Origin of the sequence: Ruminococcus callidus ATCC 27760 (assembly GCF_000468015.1) — a bacterium.
Classification (GTDB): domain Bacteria; phylum Bacillota; class Clostridia; order Oscillospirales; family Ruminococcaceae; genus Ruminococcus_C; species Ruminococcus_C callidus.
The window spans coordinates 15,699-42,477 of record NZ_KI260389.1 but is presented as its reverse complement, the minus strand read 5'-3'; the positions used below and the strand labels follow the sequence as shown (position 1 = coordinate 42,477).

Sequence of the window (26,779 nt, the reverse complement as noted above, 5' to 3'; positions counted from 1 at the left end):
GTGCCTGTGAAAATTAAAAAGATGCGGATTTATGCCGCAGACGATGATGAATTCACAAGTTCAAATTATGATCCTGACGAAACATATGATAATGTATCAGACTCACTGGATGATTTATCTGACAGTGTAGACGATATGCAGGAATCTGTAGATGATGCAGTAGTTGATGAAGATCCAGTCGATATTGAAATGGATAACAACATTGCAAATCACTATATCGCTGAGTGTGAATCATGTCATGGTGTGTTTATTTCTGCCATGGAAGAAACTGATCAGGAGATTGAAAAGATTACTGGTACCTGTCCACTGTGTGATAAGCCAACAGATCAGTACCTAAAGTGGATCATCAAAGAACTTGAAAAATGAGGTGCGATGCGTGGATTGGACAATCTTAATTGTTCCTGTCGCATCTCTGTTATCCGCAGTATCAGTTGCATTGCTGAACAATTGGGATAAGATCAATCCCAATAAAAAGCGTGTAACTGACCTGCTCCAACTTGTAACAGCATTAAAAAAGTCCGCTGATGCTACACAGGGTGATGTTAAAAAGCTTGGAGATCAGCTTACTAACATATCCTCAGCAGAGCGGACTTTGCTGCAAACAAGTATATTAGATTTGTGTCACGGAATACAAAAAGATATTGAGTATGGTGATATTGATTACTCAGAGAAACTGAAACAACTTATCATCCTATATCGAGAATATCATGCCTGTGGATTCAATAACCAAGGAAAGCTGTATTTCAATGACACAATCGAGAAAGCGGCAGAAGATAATAATATATTAGTACATGAATTGATGAATCAGTATTTTTCTGATTATCAACCGTAAAGGAGAGACGAGTTATGTGGGATGAATTTTTTAAATATCTTGTAGCATTTGCGTTTACTGTAGTATCAGCTGCAACCACTACGATTGTACTGCCTGCTCTAGCTAGATGGCTGAAATCTAAGTCGGACAGTGAAGTTATCAAATCTGGAATCGATGATCTTGCACAGACTACAGGGACCTGTGTAGACTATTTAGAGCAGACGGTTGTAACTGAACTAAAAGCACAAAACAAATGGAATTCTGAAACACAGAAAGAAGTTTTGAATATGGCTATTGAGCAGGTTATTACTGGGCTGACAAACGCCACAAAGCGAACCCTGGAAGCTGGAAATATTCACGCTACTGTAGAAAGATACATTGAGGCATACATTCAATCAAAAAAGAACCAGTAATGCTTGACTTTTCTGCTGACACAAGGTATAATGCAGATGGAGGTATAAGATGAAAAGATATATCAAAAGTGGAATCCAATTTGATTCTGACAATCAACAATATACATTTGACTTTACAATTGATTTACCAGACGATATCATAAACATTGTACCACCAAAGCTATACAGATCATCTATAAGAAATAGTGTTTACTGGTTTGGTTATCTATTCAAAGACACTGCATCTTCAAAACAGAGAAGTGACTTCATTCATGCTATTAAGGGGATTGGTAATTCTAAAATTGCAGATCATGAATTAAGACAGTTCATAGAATTACCTCTCGGAGAGCTGGATAAGCAATTTGGAATGTATAACATAGATTGTCTTGTGTACCCAGTATCTAACCGGAGTAAGCTAGTGAACAAAATCATTTCTGTTATCAATTCTTATACATCACATGATAAGCATTCTGCAAGCTACCAATTGGTGAAATCTATTCCAACAAAAATTGAATTTGACTGGGAATCATTTGAAATTGATAATGGATATGACACTAACAAATACAATCAGATGAAGAAGTATGTAGAAACAACATTACTGCCAGCAATTCATGAACTTGATTATTTTTCACTAGCAGCAAATGTAAAACCGAAGTACAGAAAGTACATCAAAGATTACCTTGGGTTCATTTCTCAAGATCAGCTGGATAGTTATGCTAGAGCACAGGGACAAAATATTCTTGTTGTAGATGACATTAACACGTCCGGTTCTACCCTGGATGAAATTCTTAGAGTTTTGAATAGAGTGAATCGAAATGCAAATATTTTTGTGTTTACGCTAATTGGTAATATGTGAAGGAGATATAGTATGAAGATCTATGTTAAATCGTCTGAATCGATTCTTGCATCTAGTTTCAATCGTGCAAGAGCCCATATGAACAGAGAACTGTGTGCATTCATTACAGCGTTTCGGGATTCTGATGAATCTGGAAATCCATATTCACTGAAAGAAAAACGACAGAGAAACAAAGAGTTAGAAAGAGAAATTAAGTCATCTGGTCTAACATATGTCAAAGCAAAAGGCGGATTTATTGAGAATGCCGGGACCACCAATGCTGTGAGAGTCGAAGAGGAGACATTCTGTGTTATTAACAATAGATACGCTCCAAATGATTTTATAAAACTTGCGATTCACTGGTGTGGTATGTTTGACCAGGATGCTGTACTGGTCACAGAACCAAATCCAATTCGCAGATCTGATGGTCATCCAGATGCAGGAAAGCCGATCGATATCATTGGACGGTATTATGACAAGCATGGTAATGTAGAGATGGAATTTCATAATGCGTCAGTGAAAGATGCAGAAGAATTCTTTACTAATCTATACGGTAAAGACTTTGTACTATCATCTACGGATATTCATGCTACAGAAAGCCGTCAAATTTACAGTGTTAGCGGAAGAGTAATGGCTGCACGAGATTTCAAATGCAAATACCCTGAACTAGTAGATATCGAGGAATAGTATTGTGAAACGATATATTAAATGCTCTGTAGAAACACCAAAAGCAGGAATCTTTTGGATTATTGACAATCAGATTGTGTCTGTTTACGACGAAGTTAACACTTCTTATAATCCACTGGAGCAGGATGACCTGCTCCACAAAGAAATCTGGAACATGCTAAAGCATAATTACAAGTGCAATAACAAAGTAGTTCCTTATGATTTTTACCCAAGAGGTCGGGTGATGATATACCCTGTAAGGAACAGTTCCGGTGAATTTCAATACTATGATTGTTTGATTTACGGAGATTCTTGTATCTTGAATAATTCAGATTTACGAGATACAATTATTGATGAATTTCGACTATATTTGAAATCATGTGAGGTTTCGTTTGAGGGAAAGTTCTCTGTGGACGGCACACACTATACTTGTCATAATTGTAGATGACAAGTGTCAATTGAAGGTGGTGGTTCTATGAAAATTACAGCTATGTCAAAAGAACTGTCAAGAGGTGTGTTTTGGATTGTAGATGACAAAATCTTAGCATTTCCATTCATGAATGACGGAATCGGTGTGGCTAAATCTGGTAATACATATAATCACAAACGCCTCTGGAATGATATAAAACCACGAGGTTGCAATAAGTCATACAACTACTACCCAAGAGGGCGTGTTGATATTTCAAATAAAAGTAAAGCAATCATTTACATGAACCCTGATATTTCAGATGATTGGATTCCATACATTCGTCAGGAATTTGGGATTCATGAAATACCTGTGATTCGATACGATTACAGTCAGCATTACAAATGTTACTTAGATGACGGATGGGTTCCAGACTGACAAGTAACCAAAAACCAATCGTTATATACCATGTAGGCAGTTAATGCTTACATGGTATTTTTTTTGTTTTCAGGAGGTATAGTATGACTACACATAAGCGGTCAACTGGTTATGGAGCTTGCATGTTTTGTCATAAACAAATATGGTTTGAGAGAAACGTAGTTAATAAGACTGTTGTATTTGAAGCTACGAGTTGCGGATCTCGATGCCAAGTGATAGTGAGTTATACAATGCACAAACGATGTGCTGCAACAAGATGGCTTGATTTCCTTAATGAACATCCGGAGGTGCGTGAGATTGGCAATTAAATCAGATTATCACTATTATCCAAAGGTGCACCGATTGCTTATTCTTAAAGATAAATCAACAAAAGAGGATGCAATTGAAACTGCTGTAACATTCTTCAAATCTGGTGTTGAACTTCGAGAGGATGAAACTTCCTATATGTTCAAACCAGCGTCAGAATCAGATATATGCAAATATTTCTTTATGGAGGATGATAAGTATGCTGAATAAAGAACAACAGCATGTGGTTGATTCAAATGCAAAACAGATATTAGTACTTGCCGGAGCAGGTACTGGAAAGACAACAGTACTTATATCAAGAGTAGCACGGCTTGTAGCATCAGGCGTAAAGCCGACAAGTATATTAGGACTTACCTTTACAAATGCAGCTGCATCTGAAATGCGTGAACGATACAAGCGAATATGCAAAACTACAGATACTCCGATGTTCTGCACATTTCATGCGTTTTGCTACTCTTTGATTATCCAGGATACTGCCGTAAGAAATGCAATTGGATATAAGGGTATTCCAGATATTGCGAAAGATGCTGATTTGAAACGCATTGAGATGTCAGTGAAAGCACAGTGTGGAGTGAAATTGTCACATGACGCACTTATGCGAAATACGGAACCAGCATCTCTTAAAGGTGCGATGCAGTATCGTGTTTTCCGAAAACAGTATGAAAAGAAGCTAAAGCAAGAAAACCTAATCACATTTGACATTATGTGCTACGAAGTTGGTAAGCTGTTTGTAGACAATATACCATGTATCCGTCAGTATAAAGATACGTACAAATACATTTTTGTCGATGAATTTCAGGATACAGATCAGAAACAGTGGGACTTTGTAAGTTCCTTTGCAGATGCAAACCTGCTCGTGGTAGGAGATGCAAAACAGAACCTATACAGTTTCAGAGGAAGTACAAGTGCTATCATAAAGCAGCTATCTCAGGATAGTAATTGGAAAACAATTAAGTTAAGTCAAAACTACAGATCTACTTCTCAGATCTGTGACTTTTCAAATAAGATACATAATTGGGGAGACTCTCCATACAATCTTGTAATTCATAGTGATAGACCTGGATGTGATGTTGTAATGTATCATAGATCATATGATGGTGGCATTCTGACAGACAAAGAATTGAAAGTGATTCAAGATTCTATTCATGCTGGAGAAACAGCAGCAGTTCTGTGTAGGTCCAATGCAGAAGTGAAAAATGTAATCAATTCGTTTGAATTGAATCAAATCCCATATATCACAAAGCAGGTAGATAAGATGTCCGATAAAGAACATATCCTGCTCAGTGCAATTCGTTCAGAACATCTGATTCCATGGTTGTCTGGAAATCTTACAGCATCAGAGTATACAGAATACATCCGTATGTGTACTTTAATTCCGAAGTATAGAGATGATGAGATGAAGTTTTCAGAGGTGTATTATAAAAGATTTTCTGAGGAATTTGACACTATATATGCTATCCGGAAAATCTTAAATTCTGAATGTTTTACAAATGGAAAGGTAATTGCAATCTGCAACATTTTGAAAATTCGCACACCAAAGGATGTTGCACTGGAGCAGATAAACTCCGATGAAGTTATTCTGAAATGTATTGAATATCTAAAATCCAGTACAGCACAGGTAAAAGCACCGATCTATATCGGGACAATTCATTCGGTAAAGGGGCTAGAGTATGATGTAGTGCACTTGCTCGGAGTAGGTTCAAAATCATTTAATTTGAAAGACGAAGAACAACATAATATTTACTATGTCGGCTGCACAAGGGCAAAAAGTAAACTGTATGTGTGGAAATCAATGTAATAGAAAGGAACGTAAATCATATGAAAGAAGCTAAACATATTTACCGAATCGAGTATAGGGATGCTGTATACGTTGAAGCTACTAGTAAGGAAGATGCAGTGTCTCAATTGATTGCTAGTGCAATTAATGACACTCTGCATGTATCACAATGTCCAGAAATCGTATGTGTTAAAGATTACACAGATATGTGCAATGCAAACGCTATGATTGTACATGGTGGTACTAATCAATTTTGGAGTCCCATTACAGATGGAACTATAACCCTCACCTAAAAGATATGTACTAACGCCAGTATCCACAACACTACTAGGAGGACAAAATCATGAATAATGAAGAGAAAGATTTCAATATTGCAACCCACTGCGGCTGGTTAATTGATACTAAAACTAGGCGTGTAGTATCATTGTGCAGAACTATAGCAGATACATATCCGGTTGTTTACGTTTTACAGGATGTGAACACAAACGATGTCTATCTGTCAGATGATTCAAACTTAATCAAGTATGACAAGTATTGGTTTGATGATCATCCAGATACAGAAACAGATAGTGAATCTGCAAAAGATCTTGTATTTCAGATTCCACTATCAAGATTGCATGCTCTAAGACACGAGTTGCATTCTCTGTCATCCAGCACTAATCTAATTGGGGATTCTATGATAGATACCGAACTAGCTTTTAGAGCATTCTGTGCTGCACTTACTGATGTTCCAAAACAATAAAGGATATACATATATGATTACCCCAAAGTCTGAATCAAAATACAAGATATTCGATGTGTTCAAGATGGATATGTCAATTGGATTCAATGATCCACCTAAATATGAATTCATGCAAATACTAGGAATTGATTACCTTAGTCCAACACGAGGTTACTGGTATCATTGTAAGATTGCAGATAAAGTATATAGCATGTCAGAGCTCGAAATAACTCATGCAATTGTAGAAGGGAGATGTCACTATGCGACATAAAGTAGACAAAGAACACATATTAAGTCTGTGCGAACCTGGAGACTACGGGATTTTTGCACCACCTATGAAAGCTCAAGTTGCACTAAATGAGTTGTGCAGATATCTTTTAGGTGATGATTGGTATGATACATCAGGTACATCTTGTCAAGAGCAGGTCAATACTGCGATTGTATATGAAATTGAAAGTCACTATAAAAGAAAGCCTTGGTTATACTGGGGCTACTTCTGAAAACTTTAGGAGGTGCAAACAGTGACAGTTGAAATGTTTGTGAAGCAATATGTTCTGTACGGAGATATTCGTTTGTTTGGATATGATGCAGATGACGGATGGCAATTGCTCAGTGATGGATATATAGATGCTGACGCAGAACTTGATTATTTTGAAGCAAACACCGTAACAAAGGATGCAATATTGTATGGTGGTAGAATGCAGAAATACCTCAGTTGTGATGTCATCAGGTTGTATCAGCCAGATCCAGAAGCAATTAGCATTTGTATTGATGTACGTCAAGCATTACAGCAATTCTAGACATGATTTGATATATAACTAGCAACTTGTAAATAGATAGTCATCTATCAGTCATACAAGTTAGTAAAAATCAATCGTTATAGATAGTAGGGATGATTCAAAGTCATTCCTACTATCTTTTTATATATGGAGGTTATACTAATGGCAAGACTTAAAGACTTAAAGAGAATGTGTAAAGCTTATGACGCTTGTATTTATTGCCCAATGAGTGAAGCAGGTTGTGCTTCGCCTAATAAGTTCTATGACAACGCTGATGAAATTGTTGACAAGTGGGTATCAGAGCATCCTGTAAAGACATATGCTATGGACTTCTTCGAGAAGTTTCCGAAAGCTCCAAAAGATCCGTCTGGATGTCCAATGCCATGTATTAGGTTGATATATCCTGAAGCTATGGACAAGTCTTGCTTAGAATACACGTGCAAGGATTGTTGGAATCAACCTATTCCTGAAGATAAATGATTTGAATTAGAAAGGATGAGTGCAAATGAGTAGCATCAAGGACTTAAATCGCATGTGCAGAAACCACGAGGAGTGCAATGGTTGCCCTTTATTTATTAAGGGTTTTTCACAATGTACACCAAGTGAGTTTCCTGATAATGTTGATGAACTTGTTGACAATTGGGTTCAAGAAAACCCTGTAAAGACGTACGCTTTGGATTTTCTCACGAAACTTCCAAATGCACCACAGATGGATAGAGATAAAATACCTAAAGTTTGTAGAAGTCTTATTTATGGTGGCATCTGTCCTAAACAATGCAATATAGTGTCAAGTTGTGTTGACTGTTGGAACATGGAGATAGGAGAATAATGACTTGTGTTGTATGTGATAAATGCGGAAAACCAATTCCATATGTCAAAAAGAGAAATCCCTTTGGAATTGAAGAAACGGTACTTGATAGAGGAGTAGTAAGAAGTTCTGAATGGCAAATTGATGCACTGTTTTATGAGTATGATTTATGTAAAAGATGTGCAGACAATGTTTCATTGCAAGCCGATAATCTATTTCTAAGGATGAAGTTAGCACTATTATAGGAGATGAAGAAATATGGATAAGAAATTAAAACCTTGTCCGTTTTGCGGTAGCACAAAACTAAAGATTGAAAGCAAGCGTACTTTCAACTACAGTAAAAGACATTGCTCTGTTACAGTAAGATGTATGAAATGTCATGCAAGAAGTCCGGTTGTTGGAATCAATCTGGACAAGAATCAACACAATGAGCGTGAACTGTGTGAATCACAAGTAACGGAAGCTTGGAACAAACGAGTATCAGAACTTGAACATAGACCTATAGTCCATGCACATTGGGCTTTTCGTACAAGTTATAGTTTCAAATGCTCAAATTGTGGAGAAATCGGATATATAATTTCACATCGATTCTGTCCGAACTGTGGTGCAAAGATGGATATGAAGGTGGAAGATAAATAATGACTGAATTTGTTTCAAAAATTAACAGGAATGAATATGAAATCACTTTCAAAACAAGCATCTGGTCTGAATACAAAGAGATTCAAGAAGCTATGAGATCTATCATAGATAATCACAAAACAGCACCTATACACTTAAATACAAATACTTGCGTAAGCTGCGGTGCAGAGATTCCTGAAGGTTATCATGTTTGTCCAATATGCTCGAAGGAGTGGTAACTTATGGGAAAGATTTGTAAGATATGTGGTAAATCTAGGTTTATGTTTTCATGGGAAGATATTTGCTACACTTGTAAGCAGAAGAAAGACCTAGCAGAAATGCAGCAGAAAATAAAAAAAATAAAGAAAGTGACATTGATACATTCTCAAATAGCTATATCATTTGTCCATATTGTGGTAATGCGTTAGATACTAAGTATGGGTATGAGGACTTCCCAGAGCTATATGAAGAAGGAGATCATGAACTAGAATGTAATGAGTGTGGAAAGACATTTATAATGGAGACAATGGTATCATACTCCTATGAAACACGTAAACCTGATGAATCGTCATTGCGATCATAAATAAACTAAGGAGAATTTTCATATGATTACAAATTTTCGAGACTGGAAGATGTTTTCACAAGAGTATTATGTGTACGAAATAAACGATCATCTTAGATACGAGATACTTGTTGAATTTCATGAACAGTATACAAATGTACTCAATGCTATTGTGACACTGTACATCTCAGGATACTATGGAGGATAAAAGACTAGAATCAGGTAAATGTTATAACAGACATCGCCTAGTTGATTCAAGACCGCTTCAGGAAGCATTAGAGGTTGCACATAGGCACTATGAAACAAATTTTTAATGAGGAGGACGTTATCCATAATGAAAGTAAAAGAACTTATTGAACAGTTACAGAGATTTGATAGAAATACTGAAGTACGAATCATTGACATAGATTCTGATCCGTTAGATGGCGCTACAGGATGGGAATGTTCAAATACATTTATGATTACTAATGGTTCGACTGGCGAATCGCTTGTATGTATTATCCCAGCGATGTAATGACATTGGAGATAGATTTTAATGAAAGTGAATGAGCTAATTAAGTATTTACAAGAATATAAGGCTTTTAATGAAGCTGATGTTCGTATCATGTTCAAATCAAATGATACATTAAAGGACGGAAGTCATGAAATTAAAGATGTTTGTTTGAACGTGAGTGCAGTTAACATGGAGAATGTTGTCTACATTTCAGATTACTAATACTAAAGAGGTGAGATAAATGTTTGAGTATTCAACTACGTTAAAATGTGATCAGTGTGGTTATGGTTGTTCATCTGATGGATTTCTGATAGCTGACTGCATGAGCAGAGAAGATCTTGAATCTATGGTCGCCGAAGAAGGATGGATAAAACTTCATGGTAAATATAATAGTGATGAATGTATAGAACACTATGGAGAAAAGTATCTTCGTGAGAAATTCAATGGTGATAATAATGAGGATTGAAGTAGGTCAAAAGTATCAAGTGACTAGCGGCATAGACAAGGGCAGTGTGATTGAGGTTACAGATAAATATGAAGTGTGTGGTAGAATACGTTATATTTACGAAGTAATGCCTGGTGGATGTGATAATGAGTACTGGTTTGACACTTTTAGTAGTAGTGATGCTGATTCTATTTTTGCTGAATGCCTAAGTCTATCGCCTTGTGATCAATTTAAGCAGGATACACAGATGGAATTTGAAGTAGGCGCAAGATATAAAGTAATAGATGGTGTAGACACACTGATGACACTATACAAGCAAAAGAGACTTCGATACTATATATCTGGTGATACATGCTATAAAATAGCTGATACTAACCAGAAAGCAGTAGCGTGGTCAAACCCATCAGAACTATATGAAAGTGAGTGTGTGTTAAACATGAAAACAGATGTTATGAAATGGATGGAGCAGGCTATTCAAACAATCCAAAGTGGGATTGCTGATAAGCTTACAAAAAATAATATCACAATTTACCGAGTAAAAGACATTATTCGTATTGACATAAAAGGTGAAGTACAAATTGCAAAGTAAAACAAAGGAGCGATAATTATGACATTTGAAGAAAGAATCGTAGAAGCAGTGGAGAATGCTGTTATCCATGACATCGGACGGTATAACACTGTGCAGTTCAAAAAGTTTATACTGCCGGATGATGTTATCGAAGATGTTTACAGACACGTTGATATGGAAAAAATCAAGCGGTATCTGACTGAAAATATCGAACAGCTGATTGCAAAGAAAATCGTGGACAGCATGATGACTGAGGTTGCATCAGACGTAAAGCATATCGTTGCAACAAAGGCAATCAGAGAAGATATGCGATATTATCTGCGGCAGAAGATGGAGCAGGCAATGCAGGGCGTGGCTGATGCAGAACCGCCTGTTGATGCAGAGCCAAACGGCTGACTAGAAATACCAAACGGGAATCATGGTAACTGTACAGGACGTAATTACATATGCAGCAATTGCAGTTATGAATTTACTTGTTTTGACGGCACACCATTTGAGTATGCTATATTCCAGTGCAGACGATGTAAAGCGAAAATGATTGATATAAAGAAGAGTGACTAAAAAAGAGCATGGACAACCTGCTCAGAAGAAGCTATTTTAGGAGTGATGTGAATTATGAAAGTGCTAGAGTTATTTGCCGGAACACGATCAATCGGGAAAGCATTTGAGAAATCGGGACATAAAGTATACTCAGTTGAGTGGGATAAAAACTTTAAAAATATCAACTTATATGCTGATATTGGGAAGTTGACAAAGGATGATATTATTTTACTTTGTAATGGAACACCAGATGTGATCTGGGCAAGTCCAGATTGTACTACATTTTCTATCGCAGCAATTAGTCATCATCGTCGAAAAAATGCAAAAACTGGGAATCTTGACGCAGTAAGTGATTATGCAAAATTCTGTGACGCTGTAGATCAGAATGTCATAAAACTAATTCGTGAATTAAATCCTAAGTTCTATTTCATTGAGAATCCTAGAGGTGGTATGCGTAAAATGACATGGATGCATGGGATTCCAAGGTACACAGTTACATACTGTCAGTATGGTGATACACGGATGAAACATACTGATATTTGGACAAATCATCCTAATCCCCGATTTAAGCCTATGTGTAAAAATGGTGATCCTTGTCATGTACCTGCTCCACGAGGTTCAAAAACTGGAACACAAGGACTAAGAGGAAGCAAAGAACGCTCTGTAATCCCAGTTGAATTATGCGAGCATATTGTGAGAATTTGCGAGGAATATATCTGATTAGGAGTGATAAACAATGTTAGTTCCAGCAGTCCTGTATAATGACGAAATCAAAAGGAAAATGTTAGAGTATAAGTACACAAATGATATGATGTACTACTCTGGATGGCTAGGGGATTCTATCCCAAATATTGATGATGACAGTGAAGATAATTGCACAGTACAATATGCAATTGTGGACGGTGATAATCTGATCGGTTATTTTACATATATGATGGACTGGTACACATCATGTGCAAGCTGCTTTGGTTTATTTTCGTTTGATAGAGGGAATAAGATCATCGGATTAGATGTCCGTAGGGAAATGAAGAAGATTATTAAAGAGTACAATGTTCATAGAATTTCCTGGAGAATGGTAAGTGGTAATCCAGTCGAACGTCACTATGACAAATTCTGTGACAAGTATGGCGGTAAGAAATTTGTGCTTACAGATGCTATCCGAGATAGAGCAGGTAACTATCATGATGATATTATCTATGAGATTATTTTTCAGAAATCCAGCATCTTTTTCAAATCGAAAATCAATTTGTGCAAGTGTCCATATTGTGGACACGGTCCAAGTATTAAATATGATTTTGTTGATTCAGGTGTTGCATGCGAGTTAAGTTGTATACATTTCTATGTACAGAGTGTTGGTGAAATACATAGTGATGCATATAACAAAGCGTATCGAGAGTGGAATGAATTGATTTCCGATTTCAATCTTCGCAACAGAGGTAAGTGACATGATAAGAAACATTGAAGATTGGGTAGAAACAACGGATAGAATTTACAAGTATGAAATAGCAGATACATTGTACTATGAGTTGCACATATATTCTAGATACATGAAAGATGACATTCAAGATGCACTTGCATCGTTATACTTAGTATCGAAGCAGTTTTCTGGTTCTGTAGACAATATCAAAAAGTTTGAACGAATTGGTTTAAGTTTTAACCACTCAGTCCAGGATTGTCTAAATCAAATTAGAATGCCTTTTAGAGAATTTGCTGAAATCGTACACGAAAACAGATATAGCCACTACAATGACAGTACGCTAGTACCAAAATCTGAAACAATTATTGTTGCATTCGCAAGAATGCCTGATGATATACGTGAAAGTAAATGGGAAGAGCGAGTAGAACCACTTGCATATGCTTTCGCATACGAATTGAGAAACAAAAGAGTATCAAAATTTTAGGGAGGTAGATTAATATGACAATTCGGCCATACAGAGGGAAATCACTAAATGGTTTCTGGGTAGAAGGAATGTTAGTTTTGAAAGATGAGTATGCACCAAATATACATGCCATAATTAGTCAAAAATCATCTTTTGCATACCCAGTTCATGAAGAATCGATAGGACAATATACAGGATTAACTGATGTAAATGGTACTAATATATATGAAGGTGACATTGTAGACATCCTTACTGAAAACGATGAATATGGTGTCGTAACATATGAGGATGGTGGTTTTGTCGTGAAGGCATCTACATTCGTGGTTGACTTCATGTCAAACATCAATGGAAAAGATGTAGAGATTATTGGCAATGTATTTGATAATCCTCGGCTTGTACCATCCGCAGTCGATGAATCTTTATTACGCGCTCAAATGCCAGAACCACAAAATGGCTGGTTCGGTAAAACGAGTGATGATCAATGGTTTGTTATTATTCGACAGCCAAACTCAGATGAATACCTAATGGTATATGAGGATGGTGGATATGATGTAGGAACGGTATCTGAGGTATTCGATGAGTCAGAACACGACTTTAATAGATATGGTGAATGCATAGATGGTAATAAGATTATTCGACTTATAAATACTATCAGCTTTGGGCATGCAAAGTATATATACGAAGAGTGCCCAAGTGATTACAAAGATGTTATCTGGCAAAGGAGGTAATATACACTATGGGAAAACTAAAGTTTGACACACCAAAATTCAACATAACTAAGGGCTCAGTTATTTGCTTGCTACGTTTTAAGAATATCTATACAGAGCAGGTAAAAGAAATGCAGAAAATTCTAAGTATGTCATTTTCGCTGGGAGGAATTCATCCAAAATCCTTAGAGAACCGACTCAAACGTTTTCTTATACTGAACGAGCCATATATTGGAGAGGCACGCTTAAAACCTGGAGATTTAAGCGACATTGCGTCCGCAAAAAGAATTGCATTTGAAAAAGCAAAACGTCTTGCATACAAAAGACTATATGGATTATATTCTGAACTATTCCTTCATGTAAATCGCATCAAAAAAGGTATACTTAATAACGCTTTTACTTTAGATTACAAAATTGCTGAAAGCTCAGAAACAATTATAGACATTGCTGAAAATCAGAAACAGTGTCTTGATACTTCACATATATACAATCCAATATACAATCCAATGGATCACGAAATCCTATTTAGAGGAAAACGGATTGATAATGGACAATGGGTTGTAGGATTCCCACTAAGAAAAGAAACGCCCGATCTTCATTGCTATATTATCAGTACGTTTGAGACTGAAAGATGTGCTGAGACCATAGGTATTTCAGGCTCAGAAATGTATGAAGTTTATCCAGAATCAATTGGTCAGTATACAAATGTCTTAGATGGTAATCATACTAGAATCTTTGAAGGAGATATTATCGAGGCTACACAGAATAAGAATTTCCTACATACGTCTTATATTAAATTTGATAACGGTACATATTGGTGTGAGCTGATTTCTGGTAGTGATATAGATGATACGGAAAGCTTAAATGATCAGTGTCTTGATTTTGGACTGACAGTCATCGGCAATATTTACGATAATCCAGAACTTTTGGAATGCAGCATCAATGATTAAAACTAAACTTAAAAAAGAGGATAGTGTCTGTTATATGAGTACAAATGATTATAATTCTAAAAAGCCCAAAGGAATTGGATTACTTACTGTAATTGGTGTGGTGTTTGTCATACTAAAGCTATGTGGTGTAATCAAATGGAGTTGGATTTGGTTACTTTATCCACTCGTGGTAGGTGTGATAGGAACTATTCTTCCACTGATTATTGTGTTTGTTATAAAAGCAATGATAGAAAAGAGTAATAAGCATAATAAGTTGTAATACTGGAGGATTATCATGAGAGAAATTTTATTTAGAGGTAAGAGTTATAGGACAAAGGAATGGATTGAGGGATACTATTGTAACCATCCTCACCTGTTTAGTGGGGTTTTACAGTCTTATATTTTTATACCATCATATGATGCAGAAACAGGAAAGGGAAACTGTATGATCTATTCTGTTATTCCTGAAACAGTTGGACAGTTTACAGGATTGTTTGACAGAAACAGTAAAAAGATTTTTGAGGGGGACATTATAGAAAATATAACTGATCATAGCACGGCTGTAGTTCGCTGGTATGAGGAGCATTCTACATTTATGCTGTACAGTGAAATGAAAAATAAAGTATATTTTCTGTATGATAATGATTTTAAATATATAGACGTTATCGGCAACGTCTATGACAATCCTGAATTATTAAGGTGTGTGTAAACATGAGAGATCTATTATTCAGAGCAAAACGAACAGACAATGATGAATTGATTGAAGGCAATGATGAATGGATTGAAGGTTCATATGTACATCTCAATCTAGGTCGTCACTATATTTTTACTGGGAAACTCGATCTCACTCAGCATAATTACAAGGGTCGTATAGGATTTGAGTGTTTTGAAGTTAACCCTGAAACTGTAGGGCAGTATACAGACGTTAATGACTCTAATGGCACTAAAATCTTCGAGGGTGATATTATTCAGTATACATATGCAACTAATTCAGATTTAACACATATAGGCTATGTAGCATATAGTTCCGGGGAATTTTACATAGAAGATATCATATCTGGTGAGGAGACATTCATGAGTTCGCTTACAGACGATGACTATACATATAAAGTCATTGGGAACATTTACGATATAGATGGTTCGGCATATTGGGACTGGCTTAATAGTTGTATGTTCAAATGATCAAATTGTTGGAAAGTAGGACATTCAATTTCCGATCGATTTTGCTCAAATTGCGGAGCGTCAATACAGAATTATATATCTGAACTATAATTTCTGCGAAAGGATGATGTGATATGTGGTGGAATGATTATCAAGCTTTTGAAATGAGTAAGTTTATCAAAGCAGAAGGCTATATGCCTGAAGAGGAAGAAGCGTGGCTAAAACGTCGTCATTCAGGTAATGCTGTGGAAGATCAAAGCTCTATAGTAACTGGAAATTATGTAGAGCCTCAAAAATTTTCATCGTTATATAATATAGACGGAGGTGATTCCAGTGACTGAACAGGAATCTATAGAACTGATTGTAACTGCTTTACGTAGATTCAAGGCTTTAGAGAAAACAATGACTCCATACAACGGTATTCAATCTGAAGTTTTAGAGCTACATAAGCTGTCAGTCAATTCCTTAAACAAAATGGCTGAATTCGCATCTTGCATGCTTGCTAATTGCAATTCTGCCAAAAGCATCTTAGATAAAAACATTGGAGGTTATAAAAATGGAGCGAATCGACACATTTAAGATTTATCAGGAGCGAGCTATGAGAACCTGCAGCATCCCATACAATCTGAGGAATGACATGCTGTGTCATGCAGTATTTGGCCTTACAAGTGAAGCTGGAGAGGTTGCAGGTATCCTGCAAAAGTCATATCAAGGTCATGAATTCGATGTGAATCATATCAAGAAGGAACTTGGAGATTGTCTGTGGATGATTGCAGAGGCTTGCGAAGCGTTACATCTTGACATGGCAGATGTTGCCACTACAAATATTGAAAAGCTAAAAGCTCGATACCCAGATGGATTTGACCCGTACAAGTCTTTGCATAGAAAGGAAGGCGATATCTAATGGGCACATATGTACCATGTAAAGGCTGCACAGATCGGCATGTTGGATGCCATAGTGTATGTGGAAAATACAGTATCTACAAGCAACAGATTGCATCAAATCGTAAAAAGGAAGCACAGCAGAAACTCGCTGCACAAGTCGATATGAGGTTTCGTGGATGATTGGTAAGTACATAAATGAAAAATCATTAAATCGAGAGGATGCATGTAGATTCATCGCAAATCGATGTAAAGACTGTGAACTATCCACATACTGCTCGGATAAGTACAGTTGTATTGAAAAAGAAAAATATCTCATAGACAAGTATGATCTGGATTCCCAACTTCCAAAAATGCATATGCGATTTCCGGAAACACTGGAAGTTCTTCTAGCGTATAAACACACAAGTGTACGTAAATTTTCGGAGGATTCTGGTATATCTGAAACATCGATTCGTGGCTGGCTGGCAGGTAAAAATTCTCCGACATGTACACAGATATATCGTATATGCGATTATTTTCAAATCACCCCAAATTTTCTCCTTGGATATGACGGAGCTTGCGATAGCATTGTAATTAATACATCAGTATCATCTATACAGGCGGAACTAGATGATATTGTGAATGGGTTAGATATTCTATGCGAAAGTATCACATATACACAAAAGAAATTAAATCAGTTGAGATTTGGAGGTGATAATACTTGACTTACGAAGAATTTATTGAATCTAAACAGCTTTCCGTAAAAAGTACTGGATTTGATGTAAATACATCTGAGCTGAATCCAAATCTATTTGACTATCAAAAAGATATTGTCCGGTGGGCTTTGTGTAAAGGTAAAGCCGCTATTTTTGCAGATTGTGGACTCGGAAAATCATTCATTCAGCTTGAATGGGCACATCAGGTGGCAAAACATACTGGCGGTAAGGTCCTTATACTTGCACCTCTAGCCGTAGCGTCACAGACAGCTCGTGAGGGTGAAAAGTTTGGGATTGATGTAACAGTTGTAAATGAACAATCTCAAACAACTGCTATCAGCATTACAAACTACGAAAAGCTGGATCATTTTGTTTCCAATGAATTTACTGGGATTGTACTGGATGAATCCAGTATACTGAAATCATTTACTGGAAAAATCAGAAATGACATTATATCTAGATTTCTGCATACACCATATAAGCTTGCATGCACAGCTACTCCGTCACCGAATGACTATATGGAACTTGGAAATCATTCCGAATTCTTAGGAGTTATGACAAGATCTGAAATGCTATCCATGTTCTTTGTTCATGACGGTGGAGAAACTTCAAAGTGGAGATTGAAAGGTCATGCTGAATCACTATTCTGGAAATGGATGGCATCATGGTGTGCGTTTATATCAAATCCAGCAGATCTCGGATATACAGAACAGGGATTTGATTTACCTGCTCTGCGAGTACATCAAATCATTGCAGATGGGGTAAGACCAACAAACAAGTCACTTACACTGTCAGAACGCAGACAAGCTAGACGAGATAGTCTAGATGTAAGATGCAGTGCTGCGGCAGATCTCGTGAATAACTCAGATGATACTTGGATAGTATGGTGTGATCTTAATGATGAAAGCACTAAGCTAGAATCGCTCATTTACGATGCAGTGGAAGTAAAGGGTTCAGATGCCGCTGAATATAAAACAAAGTCGATGCTAGATTTTGCGAACGGTGATCTGAAATGTCTTATTACAAAGCCTAGCATTGGTGGCATGGGGTTGAATTGGCAAGTATGTCATAAGGTGATTTTCGTCGGGCTTTCGGATAGTTATGAGGCATACTATCAGGCAGTAAGACGCTGCTGGAGATTTGGACAAACATATCCAGTAGACGTATACATCATCATTTCTGAAAAAGAAGGGTGTGTGTTGGAAAGCATCACTGCAAAACAGAAAAAAGATGAGATTATGAAAGCCAATATGGTTGCACTTACAAAAGAAATTACAAAGAATGAATTGCAGAAAACATGCAGAATTTCTACGCCGTACCAACCTAGCATTGAAATGGTTCTGCCAAATTGGAGGGAAATGCAATGAACGTCAATAATCAAGTAGTTACCGACAAATATGTCCTATATCACGGAGATAGCTGTGAAATCATCAAGGGCATTCCAGATAACAGCATTCATTATACAATCTTTTCTCCGCCGTTCTCCAGCTTGTATACTTACTCAAACAGCGACAGAGATATGGGTAACAGCCATTCTGACGAAGAGTTCTATGAGCACTTCAAATATCTAGCAGCTGATTTATATCGCGTTACAATGCCTGGTAGACTACTTTCATTTCATTGTATGGATATTCCTATGATGAAAGAACGTGATGGTGTTATCGGATTAAAGGACTTTCCGTCTTTGGTTCGTAAAATTTTTGAAGATTGCGGATTCATCTATCATAGCAAGGTGACTATCTGGAAGAATCCCGTTACAGAAATGCAGAGAACAAAAGCAATCGGTCTATTGTGGAAACAGATTAAGAAAGATAGCACCATGAATCGGCAGGGGCTACCTGACTACATTATCACGATGCGTAAACCAGGTGACAATCCAGAGGCAGTTACACACACAGATAGAACATTTCCATGCGATGTATGGCAGCAGTATGCGTCACCTGTATGGATGGATATTAACCAGTCTGACACATTGCAGCGTGAATCTGCACGTGATGAAAAAGATGAACGGCACATTGCACCTCTACAGTTGGAGGTTATCAGACGTTGCATTGAACTGTGGACAAATCCTAATGATATCGTATATGATCCATTTGGCGGTATCGGATCTACTCCATATGTTGCAATGAAACTACGTAGACGTGCAATTGCGTCTGAATTAAAAGATTCTTACTATGCACAAATGGTGCAGAATGTCCAAGGCGTGAAAATTCCAAAATTGGACCTGCTCCAGGTTGGATCGAAAACAATCAAATTATAATCATACCATGGAGGTATAAATATGAGTCATAAATATATAGATGACATCAAGGTACCTATAGAAGAGGAGGAAATCCAAGGTGCAGGAATTATGTATTTTGTAGCTGGTACAACCGGTCCAAGAGGCGGAGATTCCGGACATGGGTGTAGAACTGTAATAGAGTTAGATGATGATGGAAGCACAGGTATGCGAATCGTACCAACACTGCATCCTGCTAGACTATCACAGCTGATTAGAGCGTCAGGCATATTTGATAAAGACCTAGGGGAATATGTGGTATCTGAAACTAACGTAGCTAACTTACTTCGAGCTTTTCAAGATGATTATACTGGTGTATCCATTCAGTTTGGTGGAGATTCTGAACTGTATGATTTAATCGAAGGATTACAATTTATGATTGATACACTAAAGCGTATGGCTCGAAAAGTATGCTCAGGTCAGACATGGAGACACTTCAAAGGCGGTCTTGTTAAGATTATCACTGTAGCAAATCATTCTGAATCATCAGAACCGCTCGTTATATATAACTGTGAGAGCGGTACATATGCAAGACCTCTTGATATGTTTCTGTCAGAGGTGGATCACGATAGGTACCCAGATATAAAACAGCGATATCGGTTTGAATTGGTTACAGATCAGGAGGTAAATGATGAGGATTAAGTCAGTTCATATTCATGGTATGCACAATGTAGAAGATAAGACATATCAGCTATCAAATGCTACATACTTCTATGGAGAAAACGGAGCAGGTAAGTCAACTGTATTGCAAGCAATTCAGCTTGCATTGCTTGGACATATTCCGGGTTATAATAAGACCAAAGAGGGTATATTCCGTCATGCAAATTGCTCTAAAATGGTTGTAGAATTGACACTGGACGATGATACAACAATTATGAGATCCTGGCAGCGTAAAGGCAGAGATATTGTGACAGAATCGTCAGTAGATGATACGTCAGATCTGCTTGGTAGCATTGAATTACCGATTTTGAATTTCTCAGAATTTGCAGGTATGACTGCAAATAAACTAAAAGACTGGTTTATTAATTTCCTACCTGATGCAGATACAGCTATCGATTGGTACGAGCGTCTGCATAATGCTGTTGTAGGTATGGAACTTACTACAGAATCTAATAGCTATCTGGATGAAATTGAAGCATACGCAAATACGCTTTCTGGAGCAAGCATTCAGATGGTTCGTGACCTGAATGTATACCTGAAAGAACAGGCATCATTCAAAAAAGGTGAACTTTCCAGAATTCAGAGTACAATTCAAAGCATGGTTATGTACTCAGACTGTGATAACTCTATTTCAATTGAAGATCTGAAACAGCGAAATTTTGAGTTGCAAAAGCAGCGTGACGCTCTTATGCGGTCTGTGACAGAAATAAAATCAAAGTCTAAGCTGATTGCTGAACTGAAATCTGTAGATGTAAAAATTAATCAGATTCTAGATGGCAGATCAAAAGAAGATATGAGTTCTGACATTGATGATATGACTAATAAGATCAAAGACTATGATAATCAGCTAACCAGGTTAACTCTGGATCGCATGAACTTAATCGAAAAACAAAATGCAATGAATGAATTTGTATTTGGCAATGGTACATGCCCATACACAAAAACTATATGTGATGCTATTCAGCAGCAAGTTGGTAGCTATAAATCACAGTTGAATGACATTGCAGATCAGATCAGTAACTTGGATAATGTTATTCCAAAGATTCAAGCTGAGCGAAATTCTACTGCAAGCACTTGTAGAAAATTGAATGCTGAACTGACAGATGCAGATAAGCTATCTAATACACATGATATGCTTGTCGCACAAATTGGCGATATACATATATCAGAAGCTGCGGTTGGTGTGCTTGGTACGATTGAATCTACAATTGATGAGTTGAACAACCAAATGAGGCATAATTCTGATTTGATTGCAAAGCTTACAGCAAATCGGCTGTATGATTCTACAATTGATAAGATCACCACAGAAAAATATCAAACTGAGCAGGAAATTGACATTCTGAAGAAACTTGTAAAATTAACAGATGTCAATGGAATGCAGTCTGAATTAACCACTACACCGTTTACAGCATTCGCAGAATGCATCACAAAACACCTGCAAGGGCTGTACCATGATATTGATACTAGTGCCGCATTTTATATCACGGAGAAAGCAAATAGTTTTAGCTTTGGTGTTATCCGCTCTGGTACATATGTACAGTATGATTTACTGTCTAGCGGTGAGAAGTGCTTATTTACATTTGCGATGCTACTGGGTATTATAGAGCAGTCAAATACAAAACTGCATATGCTTATGATTGATGATATGTTAGATCATCTTGATGATTCAAAAGTGGCAAATGTATTTGATTATATCTACAGTCAGGACGCTGTACAGATTATCCTTGCAGGTGTAAAACCTTGTATATCTAAGCATCACGATAATATTGTAATCACTGTAATTCCGGAGGGATTGAATAAATGCTTAAATTAGGAAACTGCTACAATGTAACAGTTGCAAAGATCATGGATAAGGGTGCAATTGTATCCGTAGAAGGAGAGAATGAAACGCAGTTTATCCATATTTCAAAATTGTCCAGCGGATATGTTCGAGCAGTTGAAGATGTGGTTTCAATCGGAACGACATATAAAGCTAAGTGTGTGATGAATACAAAGCTAAATAAACTGGAACTTATGATGCTGCCGAAAACTATAAATCCGATGTCATCGCGTCAGAAGTCACAGTCAAAAACAATGTCAGACTTAGACAAAATGATAAAAGCAGCTCAAAACGCATTTTCAGATAAACAGAAAAGTGCCGATTCAAGAATGAAACGTCGCAGACGATGACAGAAAGTAGGTATAATAATGATTAAAGAAGTTCGACTTTGGAAATCTGATAATATCATTGATAAATTCTTTGAAACAAGAGAAGAAGCAGAACTGGCAGATGCTGCTGCTAACAAAGAGTACGAAAAAGATTTGCTAGCACTTATAGATAGAATTGAAACTCAATACGATGAAAAGCTGGATGCTCTCAAAGTACAGTTTCAGCCAACACTAGATGCTCTGTATCGGGAATTACATGAAATTCGTAGTATAATTTCAGAAGAGCAGGATTCCAGATCTTATAGTAATGCAGTCAAGGTAAAAATCAGACGTGTGTCAAACTAAACTTGACAATCATCGTTATATATAATAGAGGATGAAAACGACACTGATTCATCCAACATCGTAATTTCGATGTTAAATGTGTGTAGGGAATCTCCAATGAGGAGAGTACTACCGTCTGTGGGTTGGCGGTAGACCAGTCGAAATAGCTTAACTGGATAAAGCACCCGTAATGGGATGTTGTTGGTTCAAATCCAGCTTTCGGCACCAAGTCTGATACGTAAGGATGTGCTTATATGACACCAAATCAACTATTTCAAGATAATCAGAATCTCGTAAAATTCTGCTATAATAAGTACATAAAGCACCGTAGCATATCAGATACAGAAGATATCATGCAGCAAGGAATGCTGGCACTTTGGAAAGCCGCTCTACAATATGATGAATCCAAGGGAATTGCGTTTTCTACGTATGCTACACATTACATAAGTGGATATATGCGTCAGTATGCAAGAGATAAATGTAACTTAATACGAATACCAAGAACAGTATTTTTGTCGAACAATGAAAAGCTAATTAACCTAATATCAAATGTAGACTCACTTGATAGGACAATCGGCGGTACATCTGATTCAATTACACTTATTGAAAAGATTGAATCAGACCCAGATGACTACAGGAAATTAACTAAGGATCTCATCGATACGTTTCTACGTACTATTAGAAATAGACGAGATAGAGAAATCATGAGAGTTTATTATTATGCAGTTGCAAACGGAGACAAGGTGACACAGAAACAGATTTCAACAAAGTTTCAGGTATGCCGATCTACTGTAGCACGCATAATTGATAAGTACAATTCAGAATTTAGAGAGTTCATTGAATGAACTTCTGAATCATCAAGTGCAATTTAAGTTTTTCCACTCGTTATATATAGTAGAGCAGAAAATAAGAAATTGCAAATGCTACTATGGCGAAATAGGCAGCACGCTTCGGTCTTAAAAACCGATGGGGCAACCCGTGCCAGTTCGAGTCTGGCTAGTAGCACCAAATGGGTGAATGTGACCAGTTGGCGAAGTCGGCAGACTGTAAATCTGTTACATTAGAAACATCGTAGGTTCGATTCCTACTTCACTCACCATTTAGGTAGATTGAAAGTACCTTGTTTACGTTATTGAAAGACTATAACAAAACGACAGAAAACTTTCCGTTGGGACTACGACGAAAAGTAGTCATATGCGGACATAGCTTAACGGGTGAAAGCACAGGTCCGACAGGAAGATATATGGATCGAAACCATATCATGATGTTAATCACATGTAGCTTAACGGTAAAGCACCATCAAGCCTGAAAGAGTGCAGGTTCGAATCCTGTTGTCTGCACCATTAATAAATTCTTTTAGAAATTAAGGAGTCAATAAAATTTCTTTAACGAGTTTATTGTGAAATCTGTAGAAAGGAATGAATTAGTAAATGTATATTGAATTCGAATTTCGATTAATACCTGAGTTACCAAGTTCATCTCGCCCAAGAAAACTTGGCTCTAGATAAGATTGATAATCGAATCTATGCTGCAGAATAGATTTTGTAGATCTTATCTAGTGAATATAAGCACCATTCGTATAATGGATAATACACAAGACTTCCAATCTTGGAATGAGAGTTCGATTCTCTTATGGTGCTCCAAAACCTTGATGCAGATTAATCAGTTACTTCTTCTGTAAGAAATTCTCTGTTTTATGATTAATGAAGGCAAGTCTTTTAGACTGATTAAAATATACTCAAGGTAGTATGGAGAGTTGTGATAATTGGTAGTCAGATGGTCTTGAAAACCATTGTTCAGAAATGAATTCAGGGTTCGAGTCCCTGGCTCTCCGCCAGCCATTGATGGCATCCTTTCAAACTATTTGTTATTGGTTGAAATTCCTATCATTGTTTATTAATTTAATCAATGATAAAATGGCTATATGAGAATACGTTCATGTCGTTTAGCTGTTTTAACTAAATTCTCAAATATAATCTTCCATAGCTCAGTCGGTAGAGCATGCGGCTGTTAACCGCACGGTCATTGGTTCGAGTCCAATTGGAAGAGCCATTAAAGATAAGAAATTCTTAGTTCATAAGTCTTATCTTTATTATATTGAGGTATCGGCAAGTGGTAAGCCAGCAGGTTTTGATCCTGCCATTCCGTTGGTTCGAATCCAGCTACCTCAACCATTTGGGAAGTTATAGAAATTTAGAAGTATGGTTTATATGGGCTATAACTAGTAATAAAAGTGGTTAGTTATTACTTAAATCCGGATGTAATTCAGTTTGGTTAGAATGCTTGTTTTGGGAACAAGATGCCGCAGGTTCGAGTCCTGTCATCCGGACCATTAGATACTTAATGTATCTATTATTATTCATTTAATATGAATAATTTGTGGCTTTAACTCAGTTGGTAGAGTATCACACTTTTAATGCGAGAGTCATGGGTTCAAGTCCCATAAGTCACACCATGAGCGTAGGTTTGAGATCATGCTCTATTGCCGAAGTCTGGGTACCTTGTAGTAAGCCTACACAATACAGGGCAGCATGGATGCTATATATGCCATATAAATTGAAACAAATGACAGAAGAAACGAATGAAATGATGTATGCCGTGATGTTTTAATTAAGTATGTAGTATCTAAATAACAGCTAAAATCCAAGCGGTTAGAACAAAGTTCTAATGGGTAATTGGGAATCAGTAGTGGTGCAATGGACTCTGATAGGTAAGGTAGAGGTTAGGGTGAGACCTTACACAATTGCGTATACGTAATCTATCAACTAATATCTTGGTTTGGATGATCTATATATCGGGATCATTACGAATCGGATAGACGCTGGATTGTACAGATCCATCCATGAAAGTTGGACGTTTGAAGAAAACCATATTGTACTAGATGGTATACTCCATAGCATGCCACGATAAAGGCATGCATAAGGGATATTAGCTCAATTGGTCAGAGCTCCCGGCTCATAACCGGATGGTTATAGGTTCAAGTCCTATATATCCCACCAGCAGGTCTTGCCCACCTGCAAAACCACTTGTGTGATTGTGCTTGATTGTACAATTTCATGGTGAAATCCTTTCGTATATTGAGAATTACAACCATAACCGTCTTGCTTGACATACAATGGTAATTCTCAATATATACTCTGAGCAGGTTAGCAGTCAATTCAGTTCGATTCTGAATCAGAGTTCTAAATACGCAAGGTTGTGATAATTGGTAGTCGAGCGGTCTTGAAAACCGTTGTCCGGTAACGGATTCAGGGTTCGAGTCCCTGACCTTGTGCCACACAGTATTTTGACAATCGAATATTGTATTGTGTGTATGTAGCAACTCAGTGCAGATAGTTTAACCAACTTGCTGAGAATTTGTCTGTAAATCAAGTAGATAGCATATTAACTGATAAGCTCGTTGCTATAATCGGCAGTATGATGACATATTGTTGAGGATTGAAAACAGTCCCTTGGTGACAAATGTGCTGACATTACTGTACACAAAATCACGGAATCTTGTCGCTGTGGAAATAGATACTTGTAAAACACTACAAGTGGAATCCTAGTTAGGTGTAAGCTGATTACTTATGCAAACCTAGGAAATATCAAAACACAGTTTCACTTGCACTGAACCTAGGAAACTAGGGTATAAGACGAGATTCTGGTTCGAGTAGCTCAATGTGCAAGGAATTATAAGAAATAAAATTTTCTGAATGGTCTGAGTGAAAGTTGCAAGTAACCAGACTTGCATAGGATTTGGCATGTGCTGGGATAAGAAGCTAAGGGTAGCTCCCAAACGCTCAGACTTATCTCCCTAGTGGATGAATATGTGTGCGGTAAAACAGTTGGTATGGCGAAGGTCGGTTGCATATACACAATACAGTATTTGATTGTTGAGATATTGAGATTGGACTATAGTCAAGTGGTAAGACAACGGACTTTGACTCCGTCATTCCGCTGGTTCG

At 37.1% G+C, this 26,779-nt stretch carries 39 protein-coding genes and 11 tRNA genes; all 50 read left to right on the top strand.

All coding sequences use genetic code 11. The annotated features are described in order from the left end of the window. The first annotated feature begins 6 nt into the window (after positions 1 to 6). The 50 genes from RUMCAL_RS06725 (at position 7) to RUMCAL_RS06470 (ending at position 26,109) form a co-directional block, all read left to right on the top strand. Positions 7 to 366 (top strand): hypothetical protein, encoded by a 360-nt coding sequence (locus tag RUMCAL_RS06725; RefSeq protein WP_021681910.1) that lies wholly within the window; start codon positions 7 to 9, stop codon positions 364 to 366. A gap of 10 nt (positions 367 to 376) precedes the next feature. Further along, positions 377 to 832: a hypothetical protein gene (locus tag RUMCAL_RS06720; RefSeq protein WP_040647343.1), complete on the top strand. Its 456-nt coding sequence runs from the start codon at positions 377 to 379 to the stop codon at positions 830 to 832. Positions 833 to 846: 14 nt separating this feature from the next. Then, a complete protein-coding gene (locus tag RUMCAL_RS06715) occupies positions 847 to 1,224 on the top strand; it encodes a hypothetical protein (RefSeq protein ID WP_021681908.1) in 378 nt (125 codons plus the stop codon). 49 nt (positions 1,225 to 1,273) lie between these two features. Beyond that, positions 1,274 to 2,059 carry a hypothetical protein gene (locus RUMCAL_RS06710; protein ID WP_021681907.1) on the top strand — a complete coding sequence of 262 codons (786 nt, stop codon included), beginning with the start codon at positions 1,274 to 1,276 and terminating at the stop codon, positions 2,057 to 2,059. 12 nt (positions 2,060 to 2,071) lie between these two features. After that, positions 2,072 to 2,725 carry a hypothetical protein gene (locus RUMCAL_RS06705; protein ID WP_021681906.1) on the top strand — a complete coding sequence of 218 codons (654 nt, stop codon included), beginning with the start codon at positions 2,072 to 2,074 and terminating at the stop codon, positions 2,723 to 2,725. Between the two features lie 454 nt (positions 2,726 to 3,179). Continuing rightward, positions 3,180 to 3,548, top strand: a complete 369-nt coding sequence (locus RUMCAL_RS06700) for a hypothetical protein (protein WP_021681904.1) — start codon at positions 3,180 to 3,182, stop codon at positions 3,546 to 3,548. Positions 3,549 to 3,845: 297 nt separating this feature from the next. After that, complete coding sequence (locus RUMCAL_RS15935; protein ID WP_040647342.1) at positions 3,846 to 4,064, top strand: hypothetical protein; 219 nt, start codon at positions 3,846 to 3,848, stop codon at positions 4,062 to 4,064. Continuing rightward, the gene (locus RUMCAL_RS06690; RefSeq protein ID WP_021681902.1) at positions 4,054 to 5,652 is read left to right on the top strand and encodes a UvrD-helicase domain-containing protein; all 1,599 of its coding nucleotides are present in this window, start codon (positions 4,054 to 4,056) and stop codon (positions 5,650 to 5,652) included. Before RUMCAL_RS15935 ends, RUMCAL_RS06690 begins: the two co-directional genes overlap by 11 nt. Before the next feature lie 20 nt (positions 5,653 to 5,672). Further along, positions 5,673 to 5,924: a hypothetical protein gene (locus RUMCAL_RS06685; protein WP_040647341.1), complete on the top strand. Its 252-nt coding sequence runs from the start codon at positions 5,673 to 5,675 to the stop codon at positions 5,922 to 5,924. 50 nt (positions 5,925 to 5,974) lie between these two features. After that, complete coding sequence (locus RUMCAL_RS06680) at positions 5,975 to 6,373, top strand: hypothetical protein (protein WP_021681900.1); 399 nt, start codon at positions 5,975 to 5,977, stop codon at positions 6,371 to 6,373. Between the two features lie 239 nt (positions 6,374 to 6,612). Then, the gene (locus tag RUMCAL_RS06670) at positions 6,613 to 6,852 is read left to right on the top strand and encodes a hypothetical protein (RefSeq protein WP_040647339.1); all 240 of its coding nucleotides are present in this window, start codon (positions 6,613 to 6,615) and stop codon (positions 6,850 to 6,852) included. A 21-nt stretch (positions 6,853 to 6,873) separates the two neighbouring features. Continuing rightward, the gene (locus RUMCAL_RS06665; RefSeq protein ID WP_040647338.1) at positions 6,874 to 7,152 is read left to right on the top strand and encodes a hypothetical protein; all 279 of its coding nucleotides are present in this window, start codon (positions 6,874 to 6,876) and stop codon (positions 7,150 to 7,152) included. 141 nt (positions 7,153 to 7,293) lie between these two features. Continuing rightward, a complete protein-coding gene (locus RUMCAL_RS06660) occupies positions 7,294 to 7,611 on the top strand; it encodes a hypothetical protein (RefSeq protein WP_040647337.1) in 318 nt (105 codons plus the stop codon). A gap of 348 nt (positions 7,612 to 7,959) precedes the next feature. After that, complete coding sequence (locus RUMCAL_RS06650; protein ID WP_040647333.1) at positions 7,960 to 8,184, top strand: hypothetical protein; 225 nt, start codon at positions 7,960 to 7,962, stop codon at positions 8,182 to 8,184. 13 nt (positions 8,185 to 8,197) lie between these two features. Then, complete coding sequence (locus RUMCAL_RS15025) at positions 8,198 to 8,578, top strand: 50S ribosomal protein L32 (RefSeq protein WP_084194365.1); 381 nt, start codon at positions 8,198 to 8,200, stop codon at positions 8,576 to 8,578. A gap of 875 nt (positions 8,579 to 9,453) precedes the next feature. Continuing rightward, the gene (locus RUMCAL_RS06640; RefSeq protein ID WP_040647332.1) at positions 9,454 to 9,633 is read left to right on the top strand and encodes a hypothetical protein; all 180 of its coding nucleotides are present in this window, start codon (positions 9,454 to 9,456) and stop codon (positions 9,631 to 9,633) included. 21 nt (positions 9,634 to 9,654) lie between these two features. Then, entirely contained in the window at positions 9,655 to 9,834 is a 180-nt protein-coding gene (locus RUMCAL_RS06635) for a hypothetical protein (RefSeq protein ID WP_021681895.1), read from the top strand. Between the two features lie 19 nt (positions 9,835 to 9,853). After that, on the top strand, positions 9,854 to 10,078 hold the full coding sequence (locus RUMCAL_RS06630) for a hypothetical protein (protein WP_040647331.1): 225 nt from the start codon (positions 9,854 to 9,856) through the stop codon (positions 10,076 to 10,078). Next, positions 10,068 to 10,646, top strand: coding sequence for a hypothetical protein (locus RUMCAL_RS06625; protein ID WP_156902453.1), 579 nt, complete (start codon positions 10,068 to 10,070; stop codon positions 10,644 to 10,646). The genes RUMCAL_RS06630 and RUMCAL_RS06625 overlap by 11 nt, the downstream gene beginning before the upstream one ends. A gap of 18 nt (positions 10,647 to 10,664) precedes the next feature. Beyond that, positions 10,665 to 11,021, top strand: a complete 357-nt coding sequence (locus RUMCAL_RS06620) for a hypothetical protein (protein ID WP_021681893.1) — start codon at positions 10,665 to 10,667, stop codon at positions 11,019 to 11,021. Between the two features lie 219 nt (positions 11,022 to 11,240). Then, positions 11,241 to 11,885 (top strand): DNA cytosine methyltransferase, encoded by a 645-nt coding sequence (locus tag RUMCAL_RS06615; protein ID WP_021681891.1) that lies wholly within the window; start codon positions 11,241 to 11,243, stop codon positions 11,883 to 11,885. Between the two features lie 16 nt (positions 11,886 to 11,901). Then, positions 11,902 to 12,609, top strand: coding sequence for a hypothetical protein (locus RUMCAL_RS06610; protein WP_021681890.1), 708 nt, complete (start codon positions 11,902 to 11,904; stop codon positions 12,607 to 12,609). A 1-nt stretch (position 12,610) separates the two neighbouring features. Next, positions 12,611 to 13,066, top strand: coding sequence for a hypothetical protein (locus tag RUMCAL_RS06605; protein ID WP_021681889.1), 456 nt, complete (start codon positions 12,611 to 12,613; stop codon positions 13,064 to 13,066). Between the two features lie 14 nt (positions 13,067 to 13,080). Beyond that, entirely contained in the window at positions 13,081 to 13,773 is a 693-nt protein-coding gene (locus tag RUMCAL_RS14550; protein ID WP_021681888.1) for a YopX family protein, read from the top strand. A gap of 8 nt (positions 13,774 to 13,781) precedes the next feature. Then, a complete protein-coding gene (locus tag RUMCAL_RS14545) occupies positions 13,782 to 14,702 on the top strand; it encodes a YopX family protein (protein ID WP_021681887.1) in 921 nt (306 codons plus the stop codon). A 34-nt stretch (positions 14,703 to 14,736) separates the two neighbouring features. Beyond that, the gene (locus RUMCAL_RS06590; protein WP_156902486.1) at positions 14,737 to 14,961 is read left to right on the top strand and encodes a hypothetical protein; all 225 of its coding nucleotides are present in this window, start codon (positions 14,737 to 14,739) and stop codon (positions 14,959 to 14,961) included. A 15-nt stretch (positions 14,962 to 14,976) separates the two neighbouring features. Beyond that, positions 14,977 to 15,390: a YopX family protein gene (locus RUMCAL_RS06585; protein ID WP_021681885.1), complete on the top strand. Its 414-nt coding sequence runs from the start codon at positions 14,977 to 14,979 to the stop codon at positions 15,388 to 15,390. Positions 15,391 to 15,392: 2 nt separating this feature from the next. Next, a complete protein-coding gene (locus tag RUMCAL_RS06580; protein ID WP_021681884.1) occupies positions 15,393 to 15,863 on the top strand; it encodes a YopX family protein in 471 nt (156 codons plus the stop codon). A 113-nt stretch (positions 15,864 to 15,976) separates the two neighbouring features. After that, positions 15,977 to 16,183, top strand: coding sequence for a hypothetical protein (locus RUMCAL_RS06575; RefSeq protein WP_021681883.1), 207 nt, complete (start codon positions 15,977 to 15,979; stop codon positions 16,181 to 16,183). Then, positions 16,176 to 16,421 (top strand): hypothetical protein, encoded by a 246-nt coding sequence (locus RUMCAL_RS06570; RefSeq protein WP_040647329.1) that lies wholly within the window; start codon positions 16,176 to 16,178, stop codon positions 16,419 to 16,421. Before RUMCAL_RS06575 ends, RUMCAL_RS06570 begins: the two co-directional genes overlap by 8 nt. Beyond that, on the top strand, positions 16,399 to 16,746 hold the full coding sequence (locus RUMCAL_RS06565) for a nucleoside triphosphate pyrophosphohydrolase family protein (RefSeq protein ID WP_021681882.1): 348 nt from the start codon (positions 16,399 to 16,401) through the stop codon (positions 16,744 to 16,746). The genes RUMCAL_RS06570 and RUMCAL_RS06565 overlap by 23 nt, the downstream gene beginning before the upstream one ends. A gap of 157 nt (positions 16,747 to 16,903) precedes the next feature. Next, positions 16,904 to 17,431 (top strand): helix-turn-helix transcriptional regulator, encoded by a 528-nt coding sequence (locus RUMCAL_RS06560; protein WP_021681880.1) that lies wholly within the window; start codon positions 16,904 to 16,906, stop codon positions 17,429 to 17,431. After that, positions 17,428 to 18,789, top strand: a complete 1,362-nt coding sequence (locus RUMCAL_RS06555; RefSeq protein WP_021681879.1) for a helicase-related protein — start codon at positions 17,428 to 17,430, stop codon at positions 18,787 to 18,789. Before RUMCAL_RS06560 ends, RUMCAL_RS06555 begins: the two co-directional genes overlap by 4 nt. Further along, complete coding sequence (locus RUMCAL_RS06550) at positions 18,786 to 19,682, top strand: DNA-methyltransferase (RefSeq protein WP_021681878.1); 897 nt, start codon at positions 18,786 to 18,788, stop codon at positions 19,680 to 19,682. The genes RUMCAL_RS06555 and RUMCAL_RS06550 overlap by 4 nt, the downstream gene beginning before the upstream one ends. 21 nt (positions 19,683 to 19,703) lie before the next feature. After that, positions 19,704 to 20,342: a DUF1653 domain-containing protein gene (locus RUMCAL_RS16495; RefSeq protein ID WP_021681877.1), complete on the top strand. Its 639-nt coding sequence runs from the start codon at positions 19,704 to 19,706 to the stop codon at positions 20,340 to 20,342. After that, positions 20,329 to 22,173, top strand: coding sequence for an AAA family ATPase (locus RUMCAL_RS06540; protein WP_021681876.1), 1,845 nt, complete (start codon positions 20,329 to 20,331; stop codon positions 22,171 to 22,173). The genes RUMCAL_RS16495 and RUMCAL_RS06540 overlap by 14 nt, the downstream gene beginning before the upstream one ends. Further along, positions 22,161 to 22,529 (top strand): S1 RNA-binding domain-containing protein, encoded by a 369-nt coding sequence (locus RUMCAL_RS06535; protein WP_021681875.1) that lies wholly within the window; start codon positions 22,161 to 22,163, stop codon positions 22,527 to 22,529. The genes RUMCAL_RS06540 and RUMCAL_RS06535 overlap by 13 nt, the downstream gene beginning before the upstream one ends. Before the next feature lie 18 nt (positions 22,530 to 22,547). Next, positions 22,548 to 22,853, top strand: a complete 306-nt coding sequence (locus tag RUMCAL_RS06530; protein ID WP_021681874.1) for a hypothetical protein — start codon at positions 22,548 to 22,550, stop codon at positions 22,851 to 22,853. 136 nt (positions 22,854 to 22,989) lie between these two features. After that, positions 22,990 to 23,060, top strand: a tRNA-Leu gene (locus tag RUMCAL_RS06525). 26 nt (positions 23,061 to 23,086) lie between these two features. Further along, positions 23,087 to 23,677 (top strand): sigma-70 family RNA polymerase sigma factor, encoded by a 591-nt coding sequence (locus tag RUMCAL_RS06520; protein WP_021681873.1) that lies wholly within the window; start codon positions 23,087 to 23,089, stop codon positions 23,675 to 23,677. A gap of 77 nt (positions 23,678 to 23,754) precedes the next feature. Further along, a tRNA-Leu gene (locus tag RUMCAL_RS06515) sits at positions 23,755 to 23,840 on the top strand. 3 nt (positions 23,841 to 23,843) lie between these two features. Then, positions 23,844 to 23,931 (top strand) — tRNA-Tyr (locus RUMCAL_RS06510). Positions 23,932 to 24,400: 469 nt separating this feature from the next. Continuing rightward, positions 24,401 to 24,475, top strand: a tRNA-Gly gene (locus RUMCAL_RS06505). A gap of 107 nt (positions 24,476 to 24,582) precedes the next feature. Then, positions 24,583 to 24,669: transfer RNA gene (locus tag RUMCAL_RS06500), tRNA-Ser, on the top strand. Between the two features lie 139 nt (positions 24,670 to 24,808). Further along, a tRNA-Asn gene (locus RUMCAL_RS06495) sits at positions 24,809 to 24,884 on the top strand. A 46-nt stretch (positions 24,885 to 24,930) separates the two neighbouring features. Further along, positions 24,931 to 25,006: transfer RNA gene (locus RUMCAL_RS06490), tRNA-Gln, on the top strand. 80 nt (positions 25,007 to 25,086) lie between these two features. After that, a tRNA-Pro gene (locus RUMCAL_RS06485) sits at positions 25,087 to 25,164 on the top strand. Positions 25,165 to 25,211: 47 nt separating this feature from the next. Next, positions 25,212 to 25,287: transfer RNA gene (locus RUMCAL_RS06480), tRNA-Lys, on the top strand. Between the two features lie 467 nt (positions 25,288 to 25,754). Beyond that, a tRNA-Ile gene (locus RUMCAL_RS06475) sits at positions 25,755 to 25,831 on the top strand. A 191-nt stretch (positions 25,832 to 26,022) separates the two neighbouring features. Then, positions 26,023 to 26,109: transfer RNA gene (locus RUMCAL_RS06470), tRNA-Ser, on the top strand. Positions 26,110 to 26,779: the final 670 nt, after the last annotated feature.

Bases quoted from the DNA above. Each gene is read 5' to 3' on its own strand.
- RUMCAL_RS06715 (WP_021681908.1), top strand. From the start codon at position 847: ATGTGGGATGAATTTTTTAAATATCTTGTAGCATTTGCGTTTACTGTA.
- RUMCAL_RS06710 (WP_021681907.1), top strand. From the start codon at position 1,274: ATGAAAAGATATATCAAAAGTGGAATCCAATTTGATTCTGACAATCAA.
- RUMCAL_RS06705 (WP_021681906.1), top strand. From the start codon at position 2,072: ATGAAGATCTATGTTAAATCGTCTGAATCGATTCTTGCATCTAGTTTC.
- RUMCAL_RS06700 (WP_021681904.1), top strand. From the start codon at position 3,180: ATGAAAATTACAGCTATGTCAAAAGAACTGTCAAGAGGTGTGTTTTGG.
- RUMCAL_RS06690 (WP_021681902.1), top strand. From the start codon at position 4,054: ATGCTGAATAAAGAACAACAGCATGTGGTTGATTCAAATGCAAAACAG.
- RUMCAL_RS06685 (WP_040647341.1), top strand. From the start codon at position 5,673: ATGAAAGAAGCTAAACATATTTACCGAATCGAGTATAGGGATGCTGTA.
- RUMCAL_RS06680 (WP_021681900.1), top strand. From the start codon at position 5,975: ATGAATAATGAAGAGAAAGATTTCAATATTGCAACCCACTGCGGCTGG.
- RUMCAL_RS06670 (WP_040647339.1), top strand. From the start codon at position 6,613: ATGCGACATAAAGTAGACAAAGAACACATATTAAGTCTGTGCGAACCT.
- RUMCAL_RS06660 (WP_040647337.1), top strand. From the start codon at position 7,294: ATGGCAAGACTTAAAGACTTAAAGAGAATGTGTAAAGCTTATGACGCT.
- RUMCAL_RS06650 (WP_040647333.1), top strand. From the start codon at position 7,960: ATGACTTGTGTTGTATGTGATAAATGCGGAAAACCAATTCCATATGTC.
- RUMCAL_RS15025 (WP_084194365.1), top strand. From the start codon at position 8,198: ATGGATAAGAAATTAAAACCTTGTCCGTTTTGCGGTAGCACAAAACTA.
- RUMCAL_RS06640 (WP_040647332.1), top strand. From the start codon at position 9,454: ATGAAAGTAAAAGAACTTATTGAACAGTTACAGAGATTTGATAGAAAT.
- RUMCAL_RS06635 (WP_021681895.1), top strand. From the start codon at position 9,655: ATGAAAGTGAATGAGCTAATTAAGTATTTACAAGAATATAAGGCTTTT.
- RUMCAL_RS06630 (WP_040647331.1), top strand. From the start codon at position 9,854: ATGTTTGAGTATTCAACTACGTTAAAATGTGATCAGTGTGGTTATGGT.
- RUMCAL_RS06625 (WP_156902453.1), top strand. From the start codon at position 10,068: ATGAGGATTGAAGTAGGTCAAAAGTATCAAGTGACTAGCGGCATAGAC.
- RUMCAL_RS06620 (WP_021681893.1), top strand. From the start codon at position 10,665: ATGACATTTGAAGAAAGAATCGTAGAAGCAGTGGAGAATGCTGTTATC.
- RUMCAL_RS06615 (WP_021681891.1), top strand. From the start codon at position 11,241: ATGAAAGTGCTAGAGTTATTTGCCGGAACACGATCAATCGGGAAAGCA.
- RUMCAL_RS06610 (WP_021681890.1), top strand. From the start codon at position 11,902: ATGTTAGTTCCAGCAGTCCTGTATAATGACGAAATCAAAAGGAAAATG.
- RUMCAL_RS06605 (WP_021681889.1), top strand. From the start codon at position 12,611: ATGATAAGAAACATTGAAGATTGGGTAGAAACAACGGATAGAATTTAC.
- RUMCAL_RS14550 (WP_021681888.1), top strand. From the start codon at position 13,081: ATGACAATTCGGCCATACAGAGGGAAATCACTAAATGGTTTCTGGGTA.
- RUMCAL_RS14545 (WP_021681887.1), top strand. From the start codon at position 13,782: ATGGGAAAACTAAAGTTTGACACACCAAAATTCAACATAACTAAGGGC.
- RUMCAL_RS06590 (WP_156902486.1), top strand. From the start codon at position 14,737: ATGAGTACAAATGATTATAATTCTAAAAAGCCCAAAGGAATTGGATTA.
- RUMCAL_RS06585 (WP_021681885.1), top strand. From the start codon at position 14,977: ATGAGAGAAATTTTATTTAGAGGTAAGAGTTATAGGACAAAGGAATGG.
- RUMCAL_RS06580 (WP_021681884.1), top strand. From the start codon at position 15,393: ATGAGAGATCTATTATTCAGAGCAAAACGAACAGACAATGATGAATTG.
- RUMCAL_RS06575 (WP_021681883.1), top strand. From the start codon at position 15,977: ATGTGGTGGAATGATTATCAAGCTTTTGAAATGAGTAAGTTTATCAAA.
- RUMCAL_RS06565 (WP_021681882.1), top strand. From the start codon at position 16,399: ATGGAGCGAATCGACACATTTAAGATTTATCAGGAGCGAGCTATGAGA.
- RUMCAL_RS06560 (WP_021681880.1), top strand. From the start codon at position 16,904: ATGATTGGTAAGTACATAAATGAAAAATCATTAAATCGAGAGGATGCA.
- RUMCAL_RS06550 (WP_021681878.1), top strand. From the start codon at position 18,786: ATGAACGTCAATAATCAAGTAGTTACCGACAAATATGTCCTATATCAC.
- RUMCAL_RS16495 (WP_021681877.1), top strand. From the start codon at position 19,704: ATGAGTCATAAATATATAGATGACATCAAGGTACCTATAGAAGAGGAG.
- RUMCAL_RS06540 (WP_021681876.1), top strand. From the start codon at position 20,329: ATGATGAGGATTAAGTCAGTTCATATTCATGGTATGCACAATGTAGAA.
- RUMCAL_RS06535 (WP_021681875.1), top strand. From the start codon at position 22,161: ATGCTTAAATTAGGAAACTGCTACAATGTAACAGTTGCAAAGATCATG.
- RUMCAL_RS06530 (WP_021681874.1), top strand. From the start codon at position 22,548: ATGATTAAAGAAGTTCGACTTTGGAAATCTGATAATATCATTGATAAA.
- RUMCAL_RS06520 (WP_021681873.1), top strand. From the start codon at position 23,087: ATGACACCAAATCAACTATTTCAAGATAATCAGAATCTCGTAAAATTC.